The following is a 16219-nucleotide window of genomic DNA, read 5'->3' as shown; positions in this document are numbered from 1 at the left end:
CATTGCCGAGGTCGCGATCGTCGATCCTGAGCCGATCTGAGAGGCCGAATTTTTCGGTTGTGCGAGCGTGGCCGGAATAATCGAGTTTTTCAACAGAATCGGCCAGGAACGGACGAGCATCGGACCGCGCTCTTGTATTGGAGGCTGTACCGGGCCACGCCAACTTCCGTGAACCAAATCTCAAGTTGGATGAATTTCAACACCAACAGCCCGCCCTATCGTCAAAGACTTTCGAGCTCTCTCACGACGTCCAGAAAGTCCAGCTCCGTGTAGGCCATGGACGTTCGAACGTCGCCATGCCGCATGGCCTTAGCGATAACTCGGACGTCCACTCCGCGCAATGTGAGCTGGCGGCCGAACGTGTGTCGAAGCCAATGCGTCGACGCACGTTCCAGCAACGCGGCCTCGGATTCGCGCCCCGCTTCACGCAGCGATTTTGCACAGCGAAAAAACGCGCCACACACAATGTCCCAGAGTGTCGCGCGCCGGCGCACCTCAGCCCACAGCCGTTGACTTCGTCGCCCCACCACAGATTGCGGCGCTCGGTCCGTCCGGTGCAACTTTCGAGTCCGCGTGGATAAGACCAGCGCGGTGGAGTCGCCGCACACGGGCTCTGGCGGAAAGCCAAACGCATATCTGTACGCGCGGAGATCGTCCATTACCCGAGCTGGGACCGCAACACGTCCGACTTTTCCGCCCTTGCCATGTTTCACTAACAAAGACCAATGCGCACGACCGGTCTTCGGGTCCGCGTACAACTCCACGTCGCCCATGTTGGCTAACACGACTTCACTTGCGCGCATCCCGGTAAATTGCAGCAAGCGAATGACGAATCGATCCCGCAGAAACATCAGCTTCTTCTCTACTGACGTGCATGGAATCTGTTCCATAAAATCCACCACTTCGTCGATCAAATCGGGAGGCACCGCATGCCGCCGCGGCGCTTCACGCCCTACTCCTCCGCCACTTCCGATCGATGCCATTGGGTTAGCCCGCCGGTACCCCGCCTCAAACCAAAATTTTAGGAGTGCATGCAAGACCTTCTGCGCGTTCGCCAGCGCGGAGGCCCCAAGCCTGGCTCGAAACGGTGTCCAGTCGATATCCCCGGCGCGCGCGGCGCGTCTGCCGCAGAGATAGTCACCCGACCTGTCTCGCAGAAAATCGAGATAACCCGTCACGTCGGGAATGGACCAGCGCCCAGGACCATCCGAACCCACCAACTCGCAGTACCACCGGATGCGGGCAATTTCGCGTCGATAGTTCGCCAAAGTATGGTGACTTACGGGCGGCCTTCGCGCCGCAAGCACCTGGATCCAACGCTCGGCTGCGTCCCAGTCGTCGCGAACGACCCCCAGAACTCCTAGAGAGCCCCCAGGATCGCGCGCAATGGGAAGGGAAGGGCTCTCCACTAGCACAGTCATCGCGCGGCCCCTGCGGCCCCTAAAGCGGCCCGGCGATACGAGTCGAGCAGCGCTTGCTCTTCCCTCCTGAGCGCCTGCAGACCTTCATAGCGCTCTCGCCATAGGCGGCTTTCTGCTCGTGCGGCCTCGATCGCGCGCAGGGCGAACGCACGCCCACCCTTCTCCGCTTCTGTGACGTGCGTCACTGTGTTCACCAGCTCCGCCAACTTATCAGCCATAGCGTTTAGCGCACGCTCGGCACTACCCACTTCGCCCTGGGCGCGCGACAGCTCACAACTCTGTTCCAGTATCGCAGCTTCGAGCCGAGCGATATCAGCTTCCAACCGCCGACGCTGGCGGTGATGCTCCTCCAGCTCCACTGCAAGCAGCCGAACCGCGGTCGGCTCCTCCTGCCGGGGAGTTGCCGCCGCAGCGCGAGGCACAGTAGCAGTGCTGGGCATCGGTTCACCGCCGGGCGCCGGCAAGCTGGCGAAAGATCCTTGCACCCCGACCAGTACGGACAAAATGGTCGTGGTGGATGGTCTTCGCGACGGAGCGTAGGCGCGCAAGATCCGCTGGTATGTCGGCACGCCATACAAGCGACCCGTGACGTCCAAAATGACTCGTATCAGCCTATCAAGAAATGCCCGGTTATCCGAAGCGGCCGGAAAGGAAACCTGCAAATCGCCTATCGCCTTCATGATTCGCCTGGCATGGTCATCCGTTAGCTGAAATGACGGCCTACCCATTTTCCTCTGTCCCAAGAATATCAATCATGAAAATCGTCATATTTATTACGGACCGATTTCGCTACCGTACACACCGCGCAGTGTGTACGGTAGTGCGAGCAATATCGCTTGCCCCAAAACTGACCGTAAAGGGAGCAAGGCCGATAGCCATGAAGGTCACGGAAATCCCCCGGTCAAAGCGCCCAGCTCATAAGCGCTCGGTGCCTGGAGATCTGGCATTTGGCCTTCGAGTCGCTCTGTCCGTTCAATCGCATACATAGCCTCCATCATTCCGTCGACGAGCTGCCGCATTGACGCGACATCAAGCTTCGCTGTGACAGGTCCTTCCGCTTTCGCTAGACCCATATCGATCGCAAGTCTGCCAAACGCCCGATTGCGCCCATCGCCCTCGTCAAACGTCAGGGAAACCTGACCCATCAATCCAATTGCCGATCTGAATCGGATATGCACATCAAGGTTTGCCATTGCCCTTCTCCCATTCGAAGTGGCGGCACTGCGGGAACTTACTGCAGCCTAGGAACCGCTTATCGGAAGTCGCAGATGCGCGGCTAACAAGCCGGCCGGAGCCGCAGGTCGGACACCCGGAGCCCACCGCGCCGGCCGGCACCGTCCTCCTGGCTGATGCCTGAGCCACCTCCCCGGGAGGCATTGACGCTGCGACGGCCGAGGTGCGGACTCCAGGCTTGCCGTCGTCGTCCGGCTGTGTGTGTTTGCACTCTGGATAAGCCGCACACCCCCAGAAGGCCCCCTTCGCACCCTGCCGAAGCCTTAGTGGCTTGCGGCACAGCGGGCACGGATAGATCTTCTGGGTGCCGCCTGCAGTGACGCCCGCACCAGTGACAGGCTCCGCACGGGGCTCAAACTCGAACTCCAGCCGTCGTTCTGCAGTCAGCTTAAGCTTGGCGTTGAACAGACGCTTGGCCTTGCTAACGAAGCCTTCAAGGAGGCCTGTTTTGCCATCGATGTAAAGCGCAGTCAGTTCAGCATCGGATAGCTCGCGTCCAGCAATCGACCTGGGCTGTCGGTATCCGCAGTCCTTGCTGCACTGCACCTGGCGCGCGCTGGCCTCTAGACCAGCCCCGCATTGCGGGCAGGGAGCGGCAAGGGCCTTCTTTGGCGCCGGCGGAACCGCAGCGGCGCGCGCCTTTAGCGTATCCACGAGACGCCGTGCGAACAACGCAGATTCGGCCATAAAGTTGGAGCGGTCATACTCTGCGCGCTCCATAAGTCGAAGCTTGCACTCCCAATCGCCGGTCATCCTGGGCGACGTCAATTCTTCGAGGCCGTTTGCCTCCAAGAACTGAACGAGCTGGATGCCCTTCTCAGTAGGCACGAGATGCTGCTCCTTGCCTTCCCGTCTTAGATACGGCTCGATCGGGCGCTTGGCGCGGTCTTGATCTGCAAGAAGCGCCTCTAGAATGGAAGCCCTCGTTGCGGGGGTGCCGAGACCACGATCGCGCATCGCGTCCCGCATCTCTTCGTCCTCCAGCAGTTTTCCCGCTGTCTCCATTGCTCCAAGCAATGTCGCCTCGTTGAAACGAGTGGGCGGCTTCGTCTTTTGCGCTACCAGCTTCATGCCCGCGTTTGAAGCCTTCTCGCCGACCACAAGGGGACAAAGAGATGTGCCATCATCTTCCGAATCGTGTTCCTTGCCGTACACAGCCATCCAACCCGCCTCCTGAAGCACGCGGCCTGATGCAATGAATGCCTCGCCGGCCACGACAGTTGTTCGCTCAGTGTTGGCGAAGACTGCTGAGGGATGGAAAGCCGCAAGAAACCTGCGCACGACCAGGTCGAAAACTTTCGCTTCGCCATCGCTCAGCCCTTCCGGAATTTTCCCTGTGGGGATGATCGCGAAGTGATCCGAGATCTTCGCGTTATTGAAGATTCTCTTATCCGGCCGCACCCAACTGTTGTCGACGATGCGCTTCGCGTGCTCAGCGTACGCGCTCGCGCCCAGCGCTTGCACTACAGCTTGTGCTTTGCCAAGGTAGTCTTCCGGCAGCGCGTTGGAATCCGTGCGCGGATAGGTAAGGACCTTATGCTTCTCGTACAGGGCCTGAGTCAGGTCCAACGTCTTTTTGGCGGAGAACTTGAAGCGCTTATTCGCCTCCCGTTGGAGCGTCGTCAAGTCGAACAGCTTGGGCGGTGCGCTCGACACCTCCTTGAACTCGTCGCGCACCGATGTGGGCACCACGCCCCGGCATCGGGTAGGGAGGGCATCAGCCTTAGATTTATCCCATATGCGGTGCGATATATCCGCTCCGTCCGCCCCTTCTACGGAGGCTCCCCGCCAGCGCGCAACATACTCGCCGCCTTGCACGGCGAACGTGCCATGCACTTCCCAGTATGGCCGCGCCACGAAGGCCCGGATGGCGAGCTCTTGGTGAACAACAATCGCGAGTGTAGGCGTCTGGACCCGTCCGACAGAACTACGTTCCCGCCGCTCTGTGAGCGCCTCGGACAATGCAGAAACAGCCCTCGTCCCATTGATGCCAACAAGCCAGTCAGCCTCCGACCGGCTACGTGCTGCATCGCTCAGCCTGGCGTAGGCGGAGGCCGGCCGCAGGCCTTTGTAGGCCTCGCGAATCGCGGTCGCAGTCATGGATTGGATCCACATCCGAAAGACTGGCTTTTGCCCGTTGTGAAACTCGTAAATCAAGTTGAATATCAGCTCGCCTTCCCGGCCAGCGTCGCAAGCGTTGACCACCCGCGCTACGTCCGGGCGAGCGATCAACTTCCCCAGGAGCTTGAGTTGGTCGATAGTTCCAGGGATTGGGCTGAGGGCAAACCGTTCCGGGATCCGTGGGAGCCCAGCGAATCCCGCCACCATTGGGCCAGCTTCTGGATCGCCGAGCTGCACCAAGTGACCGATCCCAGAGCTCACGACGAACTGCTCCCCCTCCAACCAACTCCCCGCCTGCCGGCATCCACCAATCGCCGCAGCAATGTCGCGCGCGACTGAGGGCTTCTCAGCAATTATCAGCGTCTTCATTTTTACCCTCCTGAAGAATTTGACGCGGCCAGCCGGGGCGCGTTCCGACGTTGCCCTGAAAGTGGGCTCTGGTCATCTCCTCGCGGCCGAGCCGCCGGACCGACGCAAGCGCGCGCCCGGCGAGCAACAAGGCCGCACATCCGATGAGGTATTTGGCCAGTCGTTCATACACGGTCCCTCCTGCCGTCGAGGGATGGGCGGCCAAGGCACCCAGGACACCGCAAGACCATACGAGGGCACAAACCATCCACATGATGTGCGGAGGTCTCATCGTCGCATTGCGCGCCCTCCTTAACACGACCGCAATCCCCACGACGAGCTCAACAGCGGGCCTCCGCACCCAGCCCAAGCCTCCGAAAACGCGTTTAGTCATGATGCCCCCTATGCTGCGCGAGCCACAGGGCCTGCCCCCACGCCCTTGAGTACGACCACACCACCGCTGAGCCTAAGAAAATCCTCGACCCGTCGCTTCGCGTCCTGGAGCGTGTAGGCCACATCCGTTTTATCGGCCGTCTGCCACCAGTACCCGACAGACCCGACAAGGTCCACTCTGCCCAGAACCCGTTGCTCTTTGCCAACGCGCAGGACGTGCGATTCCCGGAACTGCTCCCACTTCGGCCTTCTCGTGCTGATACGCATCTCTTCTTTCTCCACGCCAGAGGTGGCCTCGCCACCCCTGGGAATATGAAATATGGTTAGACCGCGGCCGGCGCTGTATCGGGGGCCTTTTGTGCATCAACCTGTGCCTTGGAGCGATACAACACAGACTCCACCCGTTGAAGCCCCAACGTCACGCGTTCGGCGTCCATGCACATACCGGCTTCAGCTTGATTAGTTTGCTCATTGACCCAGGGCCGCACGTAAGTAGCCCCGACAACCGTGACTGCGGCGCCGACCCGCACGACTTCATAAACGCGCTTGGCCGTTCCCTCGTGCCAAATCGTCGCCTGAACAGGAAACGTCCGCGCATCATCCTGCACGTACCCGCCTTGTCCGTCGGATTTGTATTCGGAGCACATCACGCGAAGTTCGCAAACCTGACGGTCTTCGCCCTTCACTTTGACGGTCTTCAAAACGGGGTTCATCAGAACGTTGCCGCTCATTTCGCTTCTCATTGCCATATCACTGCTCCAAAAAAAGTTGGTCCTCGTTGGGTTTGTGAGACGCTGGGACAGGGTCAGTCGCCCCGTTTAAGCGGCATCAAGGTTGCTGGTTTCGTTCATAGGGTTTCGCGTTTTGCCGCAAAACAGTCGCGTGCGCGATCCGATCATCGAAAGCGGTGTGGGCCCATGCCGCGAGAACAAGGCAGAGGCACAATCCGACAAAAGGTATGCCCCATATTTCCGCGTCCACCAGGAAAAGGAAGATTCCCCATACGAGCGAGCCGATCGCAGCTAGACCGTTCGCGAACATTGCCGCTGCGAGCAGAGGCCGGACCAGCCGATCCATTGCCGCCCCGCCACCGAGCGTCCGATTAAGCATCGCCTTCACCATTGCCCGAGCTGTTTTGCAGCAAAACGGCAGAGGGCTCTCCAAAGCCGGTTCTTTGGCGCAGCGCTCCATTTCGTAAGTACGACTCCACCTGGTCGACCGCATGGCGCAATATGTTTTCCAACACATTTAGCTCCGCCGCCCGGACTTCGCAGTTCCGAAAGTGCTCTACGACCGACGGGGGTAGGCCGGTCAGAACGTCGCGCAGTGCTTCGAAGCGCACGTACCGAGCTTGCCCTCGGATGCACCAGCGCAGTCGGGTGCGACCCAGCGCTCCACGTCCGCGCTCCTCGACCAAACGTAGGTAACACCCTGCCTCGAAACGGGTCGTGTCCAGCGCGAGAGCGTCCATGGCATCCCTTGTCTGCGCCACCGAGTTCGCAAACTGCCGCGACAGGGAGCGGAACGCTCCCTTACCCTTAAAGGCTTTTATGTCCACAGATACGGATGAGCACGAATAAGACGGCAGGCCGGCACCCGTTCTCGACACCAGCAACTCGTGACGTGCCGAATAGCCGGCTTTGGGGTCCCGCGCAGCATTTACAGAGGGTGATGACATGATCGCCTCCACCTAGGCCAGCAAGTTCTTATCCACGCCTGCCGTGACCTCGTCCGTCAACGGCACAGCATCCAATAGGCGCAGCTCTGCCGGCGAGAGGTTCAGCCGACGCTTCGTGTGTCGAGGCGCGTCTTCGCCCATGAACACCGCCTTGGGCACGTCTCCGAAGATTTTCTTGACTGCCTGCACTCGCTGCTGAGCCACGACATCGGCCCCGGCTACAAAATCGACGCGGCTAAGCGCTACGAGCTCATCCTTCATCAGGTACTTCTGCCAGTACAGAACACGCTCGAATACGCTCCGGCACTTGTGCTTTACGGATTGCAGCAACGCATGTCCTTGGCGGCCTGATACTAGATCGCGGCGCTGGGCGCTCTTGAGTACGCGGGTGAAATAGTCGACCTCCACGATGAGCAGCGCCACCATGTAGCCGTAAGGAGACGCAAACCCAAGCTGCATCTGCGCTGGCTCGCGCGACTGGAGGACCGAATAGGTCAGGCCCTTGCTCTTCATCTCTTCCAGCCTCTGAAGAAGCTGCGCTTGCTCCGCCTTGATGTAAGCACGCACGTCTTCGATGCGAGCCTTCGTTTCAACCAATGCCCAATCAGCATAGGGATTATCGTTAGACGACAGAGACCAAAGAGAGCGCAACGCAGCCGCGACCCGCTTTCCGCCCGCGATGGGAGCCCCTTGCTTGCCCGGCTCAACTGCTTTGCCCATAAACAGCCGGAGCGCCTCCAACGTATGAAGGGACATCACGTCTTGGCTTTCCGCGACAAGGGATGGCAGCGTTCGGATCTGTCGCGCCTCGGAGTTCCCTACCAGGGGATCGGCTCCTGCGCGAGCTTCATGAGATTGCCTCATCCGCTTGAACTCCGCTTCTCGCTCGTAGAAGAGCTGCAAGCGCCCGAAGAACGGGTTAGAAGGGTCGGGGTCATCCTCGTCCAGCAAGGGGCCCAGGATGCGACGTTCGCCATCCAGGTCATAGCGGTCAGGAAAAGGGGAGGTGTCGGCCGTCGCGAACGCAGACAGGGACGAATCAACCGCCATTTTTTTGGGTGCCATCAGGCGCTTCTCCGTTGTTGAATATGTTTATTTGGGTGATGCTGGCCCACTCCAAAAGAACTCTGCTCCACCTGACCGCGGTCAACTGGGGAGCGGATTCCTTGGATCGGCTTGTTTTGTTGCAAAACACTCATGCTCGTGCCCTCCGCTCTGCCATCGCCGCTCGCAGCTCTGCCAGGCGGGCGCGGCCTTCTTCTTTCGACGATGGCTGCAAAGCCGGCGCGACGTCACCCGTCACAGCGGCCTCCGCTTCCCTTACCGAGGCGGAGACGGCTGCAAGGTTGCGCCGGCGTTGAGCTTCAAGGTGCGCAAGTTCGGGTACGAAACGCCCTTGTTGGGCCAGGAGCACAAGTCGCCGTAGGTACCCGAGAGGGTTAGCGACAGCCTGTCTCCGCGCCCTGGCACCGTACTCGTCCAACAACGTCTGCCGGACAGCGGCCGGGGCATAGCCAAGGATCGACGTCGCACCCTCTCGGCTTCCAGCGGGGAGAACGTCGGGCCACAGTAGGATGTCCACATCAACCACCACGGACGCGTTTTGCAGCAAAACAGCTTCTGGCGCGCGTGCGTGGGTTGTGGTCGTATCTGTTTTCGAAGATGTATTCGTACCCCTTATAGAAGTGGACGAATCCCGCAAACTGCTACGTACTTTTCCGTCTATCTGCAATGGATCTTTCGCGCAGTCTGGCTTTCCCGAATGGGAATTTCCAGCTTGCTCGATTCGTACATTGGCCTGCGGAGATCTTTGATTTTGTTGGAGTTGCGCCCCAACACCCGTGGACATTTGAAATGCTTGGTGGCGACGGGTTGTCGCGATACCTGCCACCTCAGCCCTTTTAGCGGCCGTCGCTTGGGAAGCGAACTGCTCCTGCAGCAGCTCACATAACAACGCCGGATCCACCTGCGTGTAGACGCGTTTAGCGCCTCTATTAAGGTGGAATTCCTGGACCAGCCCAAGCTCTTTCAACCGAGCTTTCGCGTTTTCCAGGGAACGTCGATTCAAGGCCAAGTCTTCCTGCCAGTTGAGCGCGGTCAGACTGAACCAGGGATATCCCGATTCGATCGATCGACGTTGCAGCTGCAGCAATCGAGACAGCAACAGGCCCGCGTTCACTCCACCAGTCAAATCGGCAAGGATCCGATGGTATGCAGTGGTGGGGCCAAGCAAATCGCGTACGGCACGTTCCGGTGCGCGCATGAATTCGAATGTCAGCTCGACTGGTAGAGCCTCCTTTCTGCAGACTTCTAGAGCCCGTGCGATGTTCGGCAGGTTCATTCGGTACCAGAGTGTCGCCGGCCGGCCGGCAAGCGTTTCCTCAACAAAACCTAAGGTGCGAAGACGGCGCCGCGCCGTGTCCAGCTCAGCGCGGGATAGCCCCGTCTCCATCCACCACTGCTGCTGAGTTTTGAAGATCCAGCCGTTGGTCTGGGCAACGTCGCGCCCCGTTCGCGTCCAGTGCGCGAGTTGGGACAGTACGATCGCCGCCTTTGGATTCCCGGTCATGCGTGCTAGAAACAGACCAAAGGCGATCGGCCGGCTTTGCTTCAATGCCAGCCACAGGCGGTCGTAGGCAATATTTGTCGACATACGACTGTCAGCTGCTCAAGACGGGCAAGGGCTGAGCCGAGGCGGCATTATTCGCCTGGATGCGCAATTCCTTGTCTACGGCGAGCCAATTGACGCGCACGGCGGTACGTGGAGGCATTCCTGTCCGAAGGGTCTCAAGGAGTCCCTTTCGCTCCAGCAACTTTCTGGCAGTGAGCTGCTCTTTGTAGGACAGCCCAAGGCGTGTATGCCAGTCGAGCGGGTCGAGATAGACCCAGTCTCCCGCTAATTCCGAGAGGTCACCGCGCGCGGCAAGGTCGCTGAGGATCGCTGCGGCGTTTAGACTGCCGGCGAGCTCCACAAACGCCCGATGAATGGTAATTGGTGCGTCCAAGACCTTGAGAAGGTAGTGCTCATTGGCCTGGTCCCGATGAGGCGAGGGGGCAGCCTCCGCTCTAGCGACGAACTGTCTGCCGAATGGGTCAAGCGCGAAGTCCCAGCTAGTCATTGCGGGCTCCCTGTGGGCGATTCACTCCACTCGCCTGCACCGTACTGCGGGTCGTTCGCCGAACTAGTGCGCAGTCCATAGTGACCGAGAGGAAACCAATCGAGCGTCGTGCCGACATACTGGTCGGCAGCGCCTTTCGCCGGCATCACATAGCAGGCAGGTAGCAAGAAGTGCTTATCCACGACCGCTCCTACCCAAGCCCACTCGGCCCGCCATGGCTTTCATGGGCGGTTGATCCGCTGCCCGCTCCACGACCCGCCGCATTGCGAGCGTGTACGTAAGAGGACGCAGCGCCGGCGTGCCTTTGAGCACAGTGACAGGCGCGGCGCCTTCATAGCCAGAGGCTTGAGAGACCGTGGAAACCGCAGTTTTTTCCGAACTCATCGACCACCTCCGGTTAGCGTTGGTTAAGTGCGGCAAACAGCGTCAGCAGCGTGTGCTGAGGGAACGCATCGTGAAGCGCGAGATATCGTTCACGGACGTCTACAGTGGTGCTGTGCAGTTCTTTCCAGATGCTATGGACGCGCAGATACTCGCCAGGATCTAGCTCCACGGCTGGTCCGGGCTGACTCAAACGCATTTGCGTGCGGATCTGCTCCACCTCCGCAGCTGGTATCGAGGGAAATAGCGCTCGGATCAGCGACCCGCTTGCTTGGGCGCGGACGAACTTCCGAAGCTGCTCCATATGCTGCTGGCGTTGCTGGTGTTCGCTTTGCTGCGCCACCAGCGCCTCCTGGTCGACGTAGATCCGCACAGTCACTGCCGGCAGCATGGCGTCGAGCCCGCGGTCGCGAAGGCCGGCCATGAGAAGCTCGGCCGTTTGCTCGGGTATTGCGCCGTCGGCATACGCACGCCGACGAATTTGCTGATTCAGCTCGCGCAACGCTTTGCGCTTTAGCGTCGGATGGGTCAGCTCCAAGAAATTCAAGACACACCTCCAATCAGCTCCAGAGGCACGCCAACCGAATGCCAAAATGCATCGCTGGATCGCTCGGGAAAGGCTTCGTTGAACATGCGCACGGCCTGGATCACCCGGAGGTACAACGGGCCCGTGGCGTCGCTTGGATCGGTCATACGCCTCACGACGTGATAGGACCCATCCGCGTAGACGGGATCGCCGAGCAGCGCCTCGCAGGCTTCCTGCCAGGCGTCGGTACTATCGGCATGCCGTTTGAAGTCCGTTTCCGGAATGACCAGCAGTCCTGCTGGCGTGTTCTGTTGCGACAAGAGCACAAGCCACCACCACGCGTAGTAGCGTTCTGCCTTCTCCCCCCCCTGCAGAGCCTGCTCTTGCAGGGAGCCACGGCCATGCCCTACGTCTGCGGGGACTTCCACCATGAAACGCAAGGGAAGTTCCTCGATGGCCATGAGGCACCCTTGAAGATGGCTGGCTGCGACAAGGTCCTCCAGGGAGTGCCAGAGCTCGCGCTCGGCCGCTTCGCGGCTATCTGCGCGTCGTTCTGTCGGCTGCGTGGGGGATTCGGAGGACGCACTACGACGGTCGCGTGGTCGGTCGGCGGACGGTGTCTTTACCTCAACGCGCGGTATCGGCGGGGCGGTATCCACATCGGTGCTGAGCGACGCCCCTAGCGATGAAACGCTTTCGCCTTGCGTAGTGCCATCCCCGATGGCTGAGCCAGGAATGGTCGAACTTGGCCGCTTCGCTTCGCGCATGAGGGTGATCGCGTCGATGTCCGAGTCAGCCTGGATGAGTAAAACCGCGCGTTGGATCTCGTCCGTCGCGAGTTGGGTACGCTGCCCGAAGTTCTCTTCGAGGCGTGCATTGAATGCCGCAAAGTCCAGAGCTCTTGTGGCGACGTAGCGATCGCGCATGTGGTCGACTGCTAGCGTCCATGCCTGTTCCAGATTAGCGTCGGCGCCGAGCTTGGCCGCAACGGTCGCCAGACGGCTGCGCGCCGGGATGAAGCGGTCCTGTACATCACGCCTAGAGAGATGCGTTGCGGCGCACGCCAGCTCCGAAAGGTGCTTCATGGTGAAGCCGTAGTGGCTAAGAAGCGCCGGCGACGCCTGTATACCCTCCTCGGCTTTAAGCAGCTCAGAGAAATCCCGCAGGGAAAGTGGCGATCCTCGCTCGCGTTCCCATTCCTGCTTGAGGTCAAAAGTCGAGCGAGCAGCGTCCCAAAACAGAAGGCCAGAACGTTGGTCGTTTTCAACCATGTGCGCGGCGAGCAAGGCGGCTTCGCTACGGTAAGGAACCATAACGAAGTCCATGTGCAGGAATTGGCTTTCGCCCTCGGCGACCAGTTCCTGCAAGATCTCCAGGCGGGTATTTCCGCCCTTCGCCGGGATGTAGTGCTTCTCTCCTGGCCTCTGCGTCACGGAGATCAGCTGATCGAGGCCACGCTTGCGCACGGACTCCTTAATTTCGTCGTATTTCTCATTGCGGACCGTACGCGGGTTGCGCTCGTACAGCCGACAATCGTCCCGAACGTTCAGGGTTATGACGTTCGTCAGGGCCGAGTCGATGGCTGCGGGTTCGGGCGACCTCTCGCTCAACCGCGAAGCGATCATCTGGGTGAGGTCGATTCTCTTTGAGGCCGGCTTCATCAGTGGCCCCTCAGGATCGGAAGCTTGTCGTCTTCGCCGGCAAGCGCAGTGGCCATGAAGACCAGATCATCTTCGCCAAGCACGCCCAGGTTCCTATACGCACTTACCGCGCCCAGAACGATCCCAAGGTGCAGGGCGCGCTCGGATGATTCGGGCGTTGCACGGTGCAGCAGACCTAGTTCGGTATCCAAGTGCTGGAGCGCTAATTCCTTGTTTGTAGTCACGGCTCGATCCTCCCGGAGCTGATGGCCGACCACGCGTTCAGATACGGCACAGGGTCGGGCACGATGAATATGGGATGGGGGACGCAGCGGTGGAGGACGGGGTCCTCGAATATGCGAGCTGCTTCACTCTTCGACACGCCCATGCGGCGCATTTCGCTGAAGCTGACGACTTCGGCCGGGGCCGTTGCTGCGGGTTCTAGGCCGATGGGTCGCATAGCGAGGAGGGCAGTTTGAACCACCGCAGCGGCGCGCGCGCGGCGCATTTCCAGCGGTGCGTGATCTGGTGACACCGCTACGTAAAAAGTGAGCGGCGGCTGCTCCCCTGCGGCGGGAGCGGTTGCCCGAAACAGCTCACCGATATCGGGCAGGTCGAGCATTCGAGTGGCGGTTTTCATAGCTCAGGCCTCCACTTCTTCAGCCTGGCCTTGACCGTCCACATAAATGCCGCTCAATGCCGGGAATAGTTCCCAGGCAAGGCGGTGCATCACGTCCCACGGCGCCTTATCGACTTTTCGGCGGTCGTACTGGTGAACAGGGACCCGTGCGGTCGCCGCTGCGGTATAGGCAGCGGCATGCGGCACCACAGTGTTCAGAATTCCTTTGACCTGCTTATGGCCTGCGAAGCTACGACGGATCTGATCCGCGACCTGACGTGCATTGTTATTGCGCTCCAAGGCGCTAATCACCACGTACAAGTCTCCGCTGCGGAAGTCGGTACCGAAGTCGGACAGGCTGTTTAACGAGTCCATCATCCTTAGCGTGCCGTCGGCGAATTCAGCCGCCGACAGCACGTCGGGTTTGATGGGCGACAGGATCACGTCCGCCGCCATAGCAGCAGTCTTCTGCAGCTCACCCGCCGCGCCCTGCGTGTCGATGATGATCACGTGGTACTTGTCGACGGCTGCGGAGCGCCGGACCGCTCGGCGCAAAATTAAAAGCCGGTCTTCGCGGTCCTTCAACCATGTCTGCAGATTGCCTGATACCGCGTCCGAGCAAACGATGTCGATACCTTGGATTGACGTTTTGCTGATGCAATCTTCAGTGACGAGGCCGCCACGCGTGACGACGCGCGTCAGGCCATGCTCGGCCCTGTGCTCGATGGGGTAGTACTTGGTCAAGCTGTTCTGTTCATCAGCATCGAACAGCAAGACCTGCATTCCAAAATCGGCGAATATTCCCGCGAGATTGGCGCAGGTTGTCGTTTTCGTGACTCCACCTTTGGTGGACGCGACAGCGATCACGTGTGGCATGGCGTTCCTCTATTTCGGCGTGGGGCCCTTCGGCCCAGTTGCATACCCGTTCAAGGGCGGTTATCGTTAGCTAAAACACAGTTCTGTGTTACACGATTTTGTGTAATTCAGAGCGACGTTACCCGAATCCGTGTAATTCGGCAAGATAGGACTGCGATGGAATATCAGGAATTTGTGGAAGCCGCGCTCAAGGGGCGCAGCGTGAACAGCATGGCGAAGGCGTGGGGTCTGAAACAACAGACCCTGGATCGCTATGTGAAAGGCACGCACTTGCCGGATTACCGGACTGCTATGCTGATGGCTCAGGAAGCCGGTGTCGCGATCGACACGACGTTCATCCTGCTGGCGCAGGAAGAGAGCAAACGCAAAAAAGCCGGCGTCGCTTTCGCGATTCCGGCTATTGCTGCTGGTGTCGAGAACACCACCAAAAATTCGACCACAAATGAGTGGTCGGGGCGAGAGGATTCGAACCTCCGACTCCTGCGTCCCGAACGCAGTACTCTACCAGGCTGAGCTACGCCCCGAGTGTGTGAGTTGGACAACTTACCAAACTCGTACTACCAACTTAGCGGCGCTCAGTGCTACCAAGTTTCTACTGCTTTTTTTCTACTACTGCTTTTTTTCTACTACTTTTTCCGCTGTGACTTAAACAGCGACCGCTATTAGAACCTATATTCCGTTTTTTTGAAAATCAGGTTTGGGGCTTAGCTACTTCAAGTGCTCTGCTACCGACTTTCAATCCGGAATATGCAGTTCGCCGCTCAGCGATCTCTATTCACCGCGAAAGCGCAGAATTCTAGCAGAGAATCCAGAAAAGGCGAAACGGGGTAGATCGACAGCGCGTCGCGAGCCCGATCCGCCTCGGCCACGGCGGCCAGGCGGGCGTGTTCCAGCGCGTCAGTCGCTTGAATCGCGGCGGCCACCGCGGCGAAATCCGCGTCGCCGGTTTTGATGGCGTCGCGGATCAACTGTTGCTGTTCCGGCGTGCCTACTTCCATTACGCGGATCAGCGGCAGCGTCGGCTTGCCTTCGCGCAAGTCGTCGCCCACGTTCTTGCCCAAGGCCGCCGCATCGCCGCTGTAGTCCAGCACGTCGTCAACCAGTTGGAACGCGGTGCCGACGTGGCGGCCGTAGGCAGCGGCGGCGGCTTCTTGTTCGGGCGTGGCGCCCGCCAGCACAGCGCCAACCTGCGCGGCGGCTTCAAACAGCTTGGCGGTCTTGTAGCGCACCACTTGCAGGTAGCGTTCCTGCGAGACATCGGGGTCGTGCACGTTCAGAAGCTGCAACACCTCGCCTTCGGCGATCACGGTCGTAGCTTCGGACAGGATGCTCATGATGCGCATCGAGTCGGCCTCGACCATCATTTCGAACGAACGGGAATACAGGTAATCGCCCACCAACACGCTGGCGGCGTTGCCGAATACGGCGTTGGCGGTTTCGCGGCCACGGCGCAGGTCGGACTCGTCCACCACGTCATCGTGCAGCAGCGTCGCGGTGTGAATGAATTCCACGACGGCGGCCAGCAGTTGATGATGCGTGCCTTCGTAGCCCAGGGCGCGCGCCACCATCAGCACCATGGCCGGGCGCATGCGCTTGCCGCCCGCGCCAATGATGTAGTCGCCAATCGTGCGGATCAGAACGACGTCCGAATTCAGCCGATCGCGAATGACTGCATCGACAGCCTTCATATCGTCAGCAATGGGGGCAATAAGCGCGGGGAGATTCAAGACGTATCCGACAAGTGAAACGAGCCGCAAGGGGGCTCTTACCGCTGGGCCCACCAGGGATGGCGGGGGATTCGACCAGCGATTATACGGGGTGTGACAGGCGGGGCGGCCCGCTGCCGCCCCTCTTGTCAGCGCAA

General features: G+C 59.9%; 16 protein-coding genes and 1 tRNA gene. All 17 read right to left on the bottom strand.

Going from position 1 to position 16219, the window contains the following annotated elements; genetic code table 11:
• Window positions 1-221: 221 nt before the first annotated feature.
• The 17 genes from CVS48_RS08180 to ispB all read right to left on the bottom strand — a co-directional run bounded on the left by CVS48_RS08180 (window position 222) and on the right by ispB (window position 16082).
• On the bottom strand, window positions 222-1268 hold the full coding sequence (locus CVS48_RS08180; RefSeq protein WP_223264748.1) for a tyrosine-type recombinase/integrase: 1047 nt from the start codon (window positions 1266-1268) through the stop codon (window positions 222-224).
• Between the two features lie 149 nt (window positions 1269-1417).
• Entirely contained in the window at window positions 1418-2101 is a 684-nt protein-coding gene (locus CVS48_RS08175; RefSeq protein ID WP_223264747.1) for a hypothetical protein, read from the bottom strand.
• Between the two features lie 204 nt (window positions 2102-2305).
• A complete protein-coding gene (locus CVS48_RS08170; RefSeq protein ID WP_126376219.1) occupies window positions 2306-2614 on the bottom strand; it encodes a hypothetical protein in 309 nt (102 codons plus the stop codon).
• Window positions 2601-5144 carry a DNA topoisomerase gene (locus CVS48_RS08165; protein ID WP_100854004.1) on the bottom strand — a complete coding sequence of 848 codons (2544 nt, stop codon included), beginning with the start codon at window positions 5142-5144 and terminating at the stop codon, window positions 2601-2603. Before CVS48_RS08165 ends, CVS48_RS08170 begins: the two co-directional genes overlap by 14 nt.
• Window positions 5122-5316, bottom strand: coding sequence for a hypothetical protein (locus CVS48_RS29170; protein ID WP_126376222.1), 195 nt, complete (start codon window positions 5314-5316; stop codon window positions 5122-5124). The genes CVS48_RS08165 and CVS48_RS29170 overlap by 23 nt, the downstream gene beginning before the upstream one ends.
• A 523-nt stretch (window positions 5317-5839) precedes the next feature.
• Complete coding sequence (locus tag CVS48_RS08155; RefSeq protein WP_223264746.1) at window positions 5840-6247, bottom strand: single-stranded DNA-binding protein; 408 nt, start codon at window positions 6245-6247, stop codon at window positions 5840-5842.
• Window positions 6248-6618: 371 nt separating this feature from the next.
• Complete coding sequence (locus CVS48_RS29165; RefSeq protein ID WP_126376224.1) at window positions 6619-7194, bottom strand: hypothetical protein; 576 nt, start codon at window positions 7192-7194, stop codon at window positions 6619-6621.
• Window positions 7195-7206: 12 nt separating this feature from the next.
• Window positions 7207-8259, bottom strand: coding sequence for a PFL_4669 family integrating conjugative element protein (locus CVS48_RS08145; protein ID WP_100854000.1), 1053 nt, complete (start codon window positions 8257-8259; stop codon window positions 7207-7209).
• Between the two features lie 130 nt (window positions 8260-8389).
• The gene (locus CVS48_RS08140) at window positions 8390-9847 is read right to left on the bottom strand and encodes a hypothetical protein (protein ID WP_100853999.1); all 1458 of its coding nucleotides are present in this window, start codon (window positions 9845-9847) and stop codon (window positions 8390-8392) included.
• Between the two features lie 7 nt (window positions 9848-9854).
• Complete coding sequence (locus tag CVS48_RS08135; RefSeq protein WP_100853998.1) at window positions 9855-10313, bottom strand: hypothetical protein; 459 nt, start codon at window positions 10311-10313, stop codon at window positions 9855-9857.
• A 397-nt stretch (window positions 10314-10710) separates the two neighbouring features.
• Window positions 10711-11241 carry a hypothetical protein gene (locus CVS48_RS08130; protein WP_088588749.1) on the bottom strand — a complete coding sequence of 177 codons (531 nt, stop codon included), beginning with the start codon at window positions 11239-11241 and terminating at the stop codon, window positions 10711-10713.
• On the bottom strand, window positions 11238-12881 hold the full coding sequence (locus CVS48_RS08125; RefSeq protein WP_100853997.1) for a hypothetical protein: 1644 nt from the start codon (window positions 12879-12881) through the stop codon (window positions 11238-11240). The genes CVS48_RS08130 and CVS48_RS08125 overlap by 4 nt, the downstream gene beginning before the upstream one ends.
• Window positions 12881-13105, bottom strand: a complete 225-nt coding sequence (locus tag CVS48_RS08120; RefSeq protein ID WP_100853996.1) for a toxin-antitoxin system protein — start codon at window positions 13103-13105, stop codon at window positions 12881-12883. The genes CVS48_RS08125 and CVS48_RS08120 overlap by 1 nt, the downstream gene beginning before the upstream one ends.
• Entirely contained in the window at window positions 13102-13500 is a 399-nt protein-coding gene (locus tag CVS48_RS08115) for a hypothetical protein (protein ID WP_100853995.1), read from the bottom strand. The genes CVS48_RS08120 and CVS48_RS08115 overlap by 4 nt, the downstream gene beginning before the upstream one ends.
• A gap of 3 nt (window positions 13501-13503) precedes the next feature.
• Entirely contained in the window at window positions 13504-14355 is an 852-nt protein-coding gene (locus CVS48_RS08110; protein ID WP_100853994.1) for a ParA family protein, read from the bottom strand.
• Between the two features lie 447 nt (window positions 14356-14802).
• Window positions 14803-14879, bottom strand: a tRNA-Pro gene (locus CVS48_RS08105).
• A 237-nt stretch (window positions 14880-15116) separates the two neighbouring features.
• Window positions 15117-16082 (bottom strand): octaprenyl diphosphate synthase, encoded by a 966-nt coding sequence (ispB, locus tag CVS48_RS08100; RefSeq protein ID WP_100853993.1) that lies wholly within the window; start codon window positions 16080-16082, stop codon window positions 15117-15119.
• Window positions 16083-16219 lie beyond the last annotated feature (137 nt).

It is taken from the genome of Achromobacter spanius (assembly GCF_002812705.1).
GTDB lineage: Bacteria > Pseudomonadota > Gammaproteobacteria > Burkholderiales > Burkholderiaceae_B > Achromobacter > Achromobacter spanius.
This window is presented reverse-complemented; position numbering and strand designations above follow the sequence as displayed.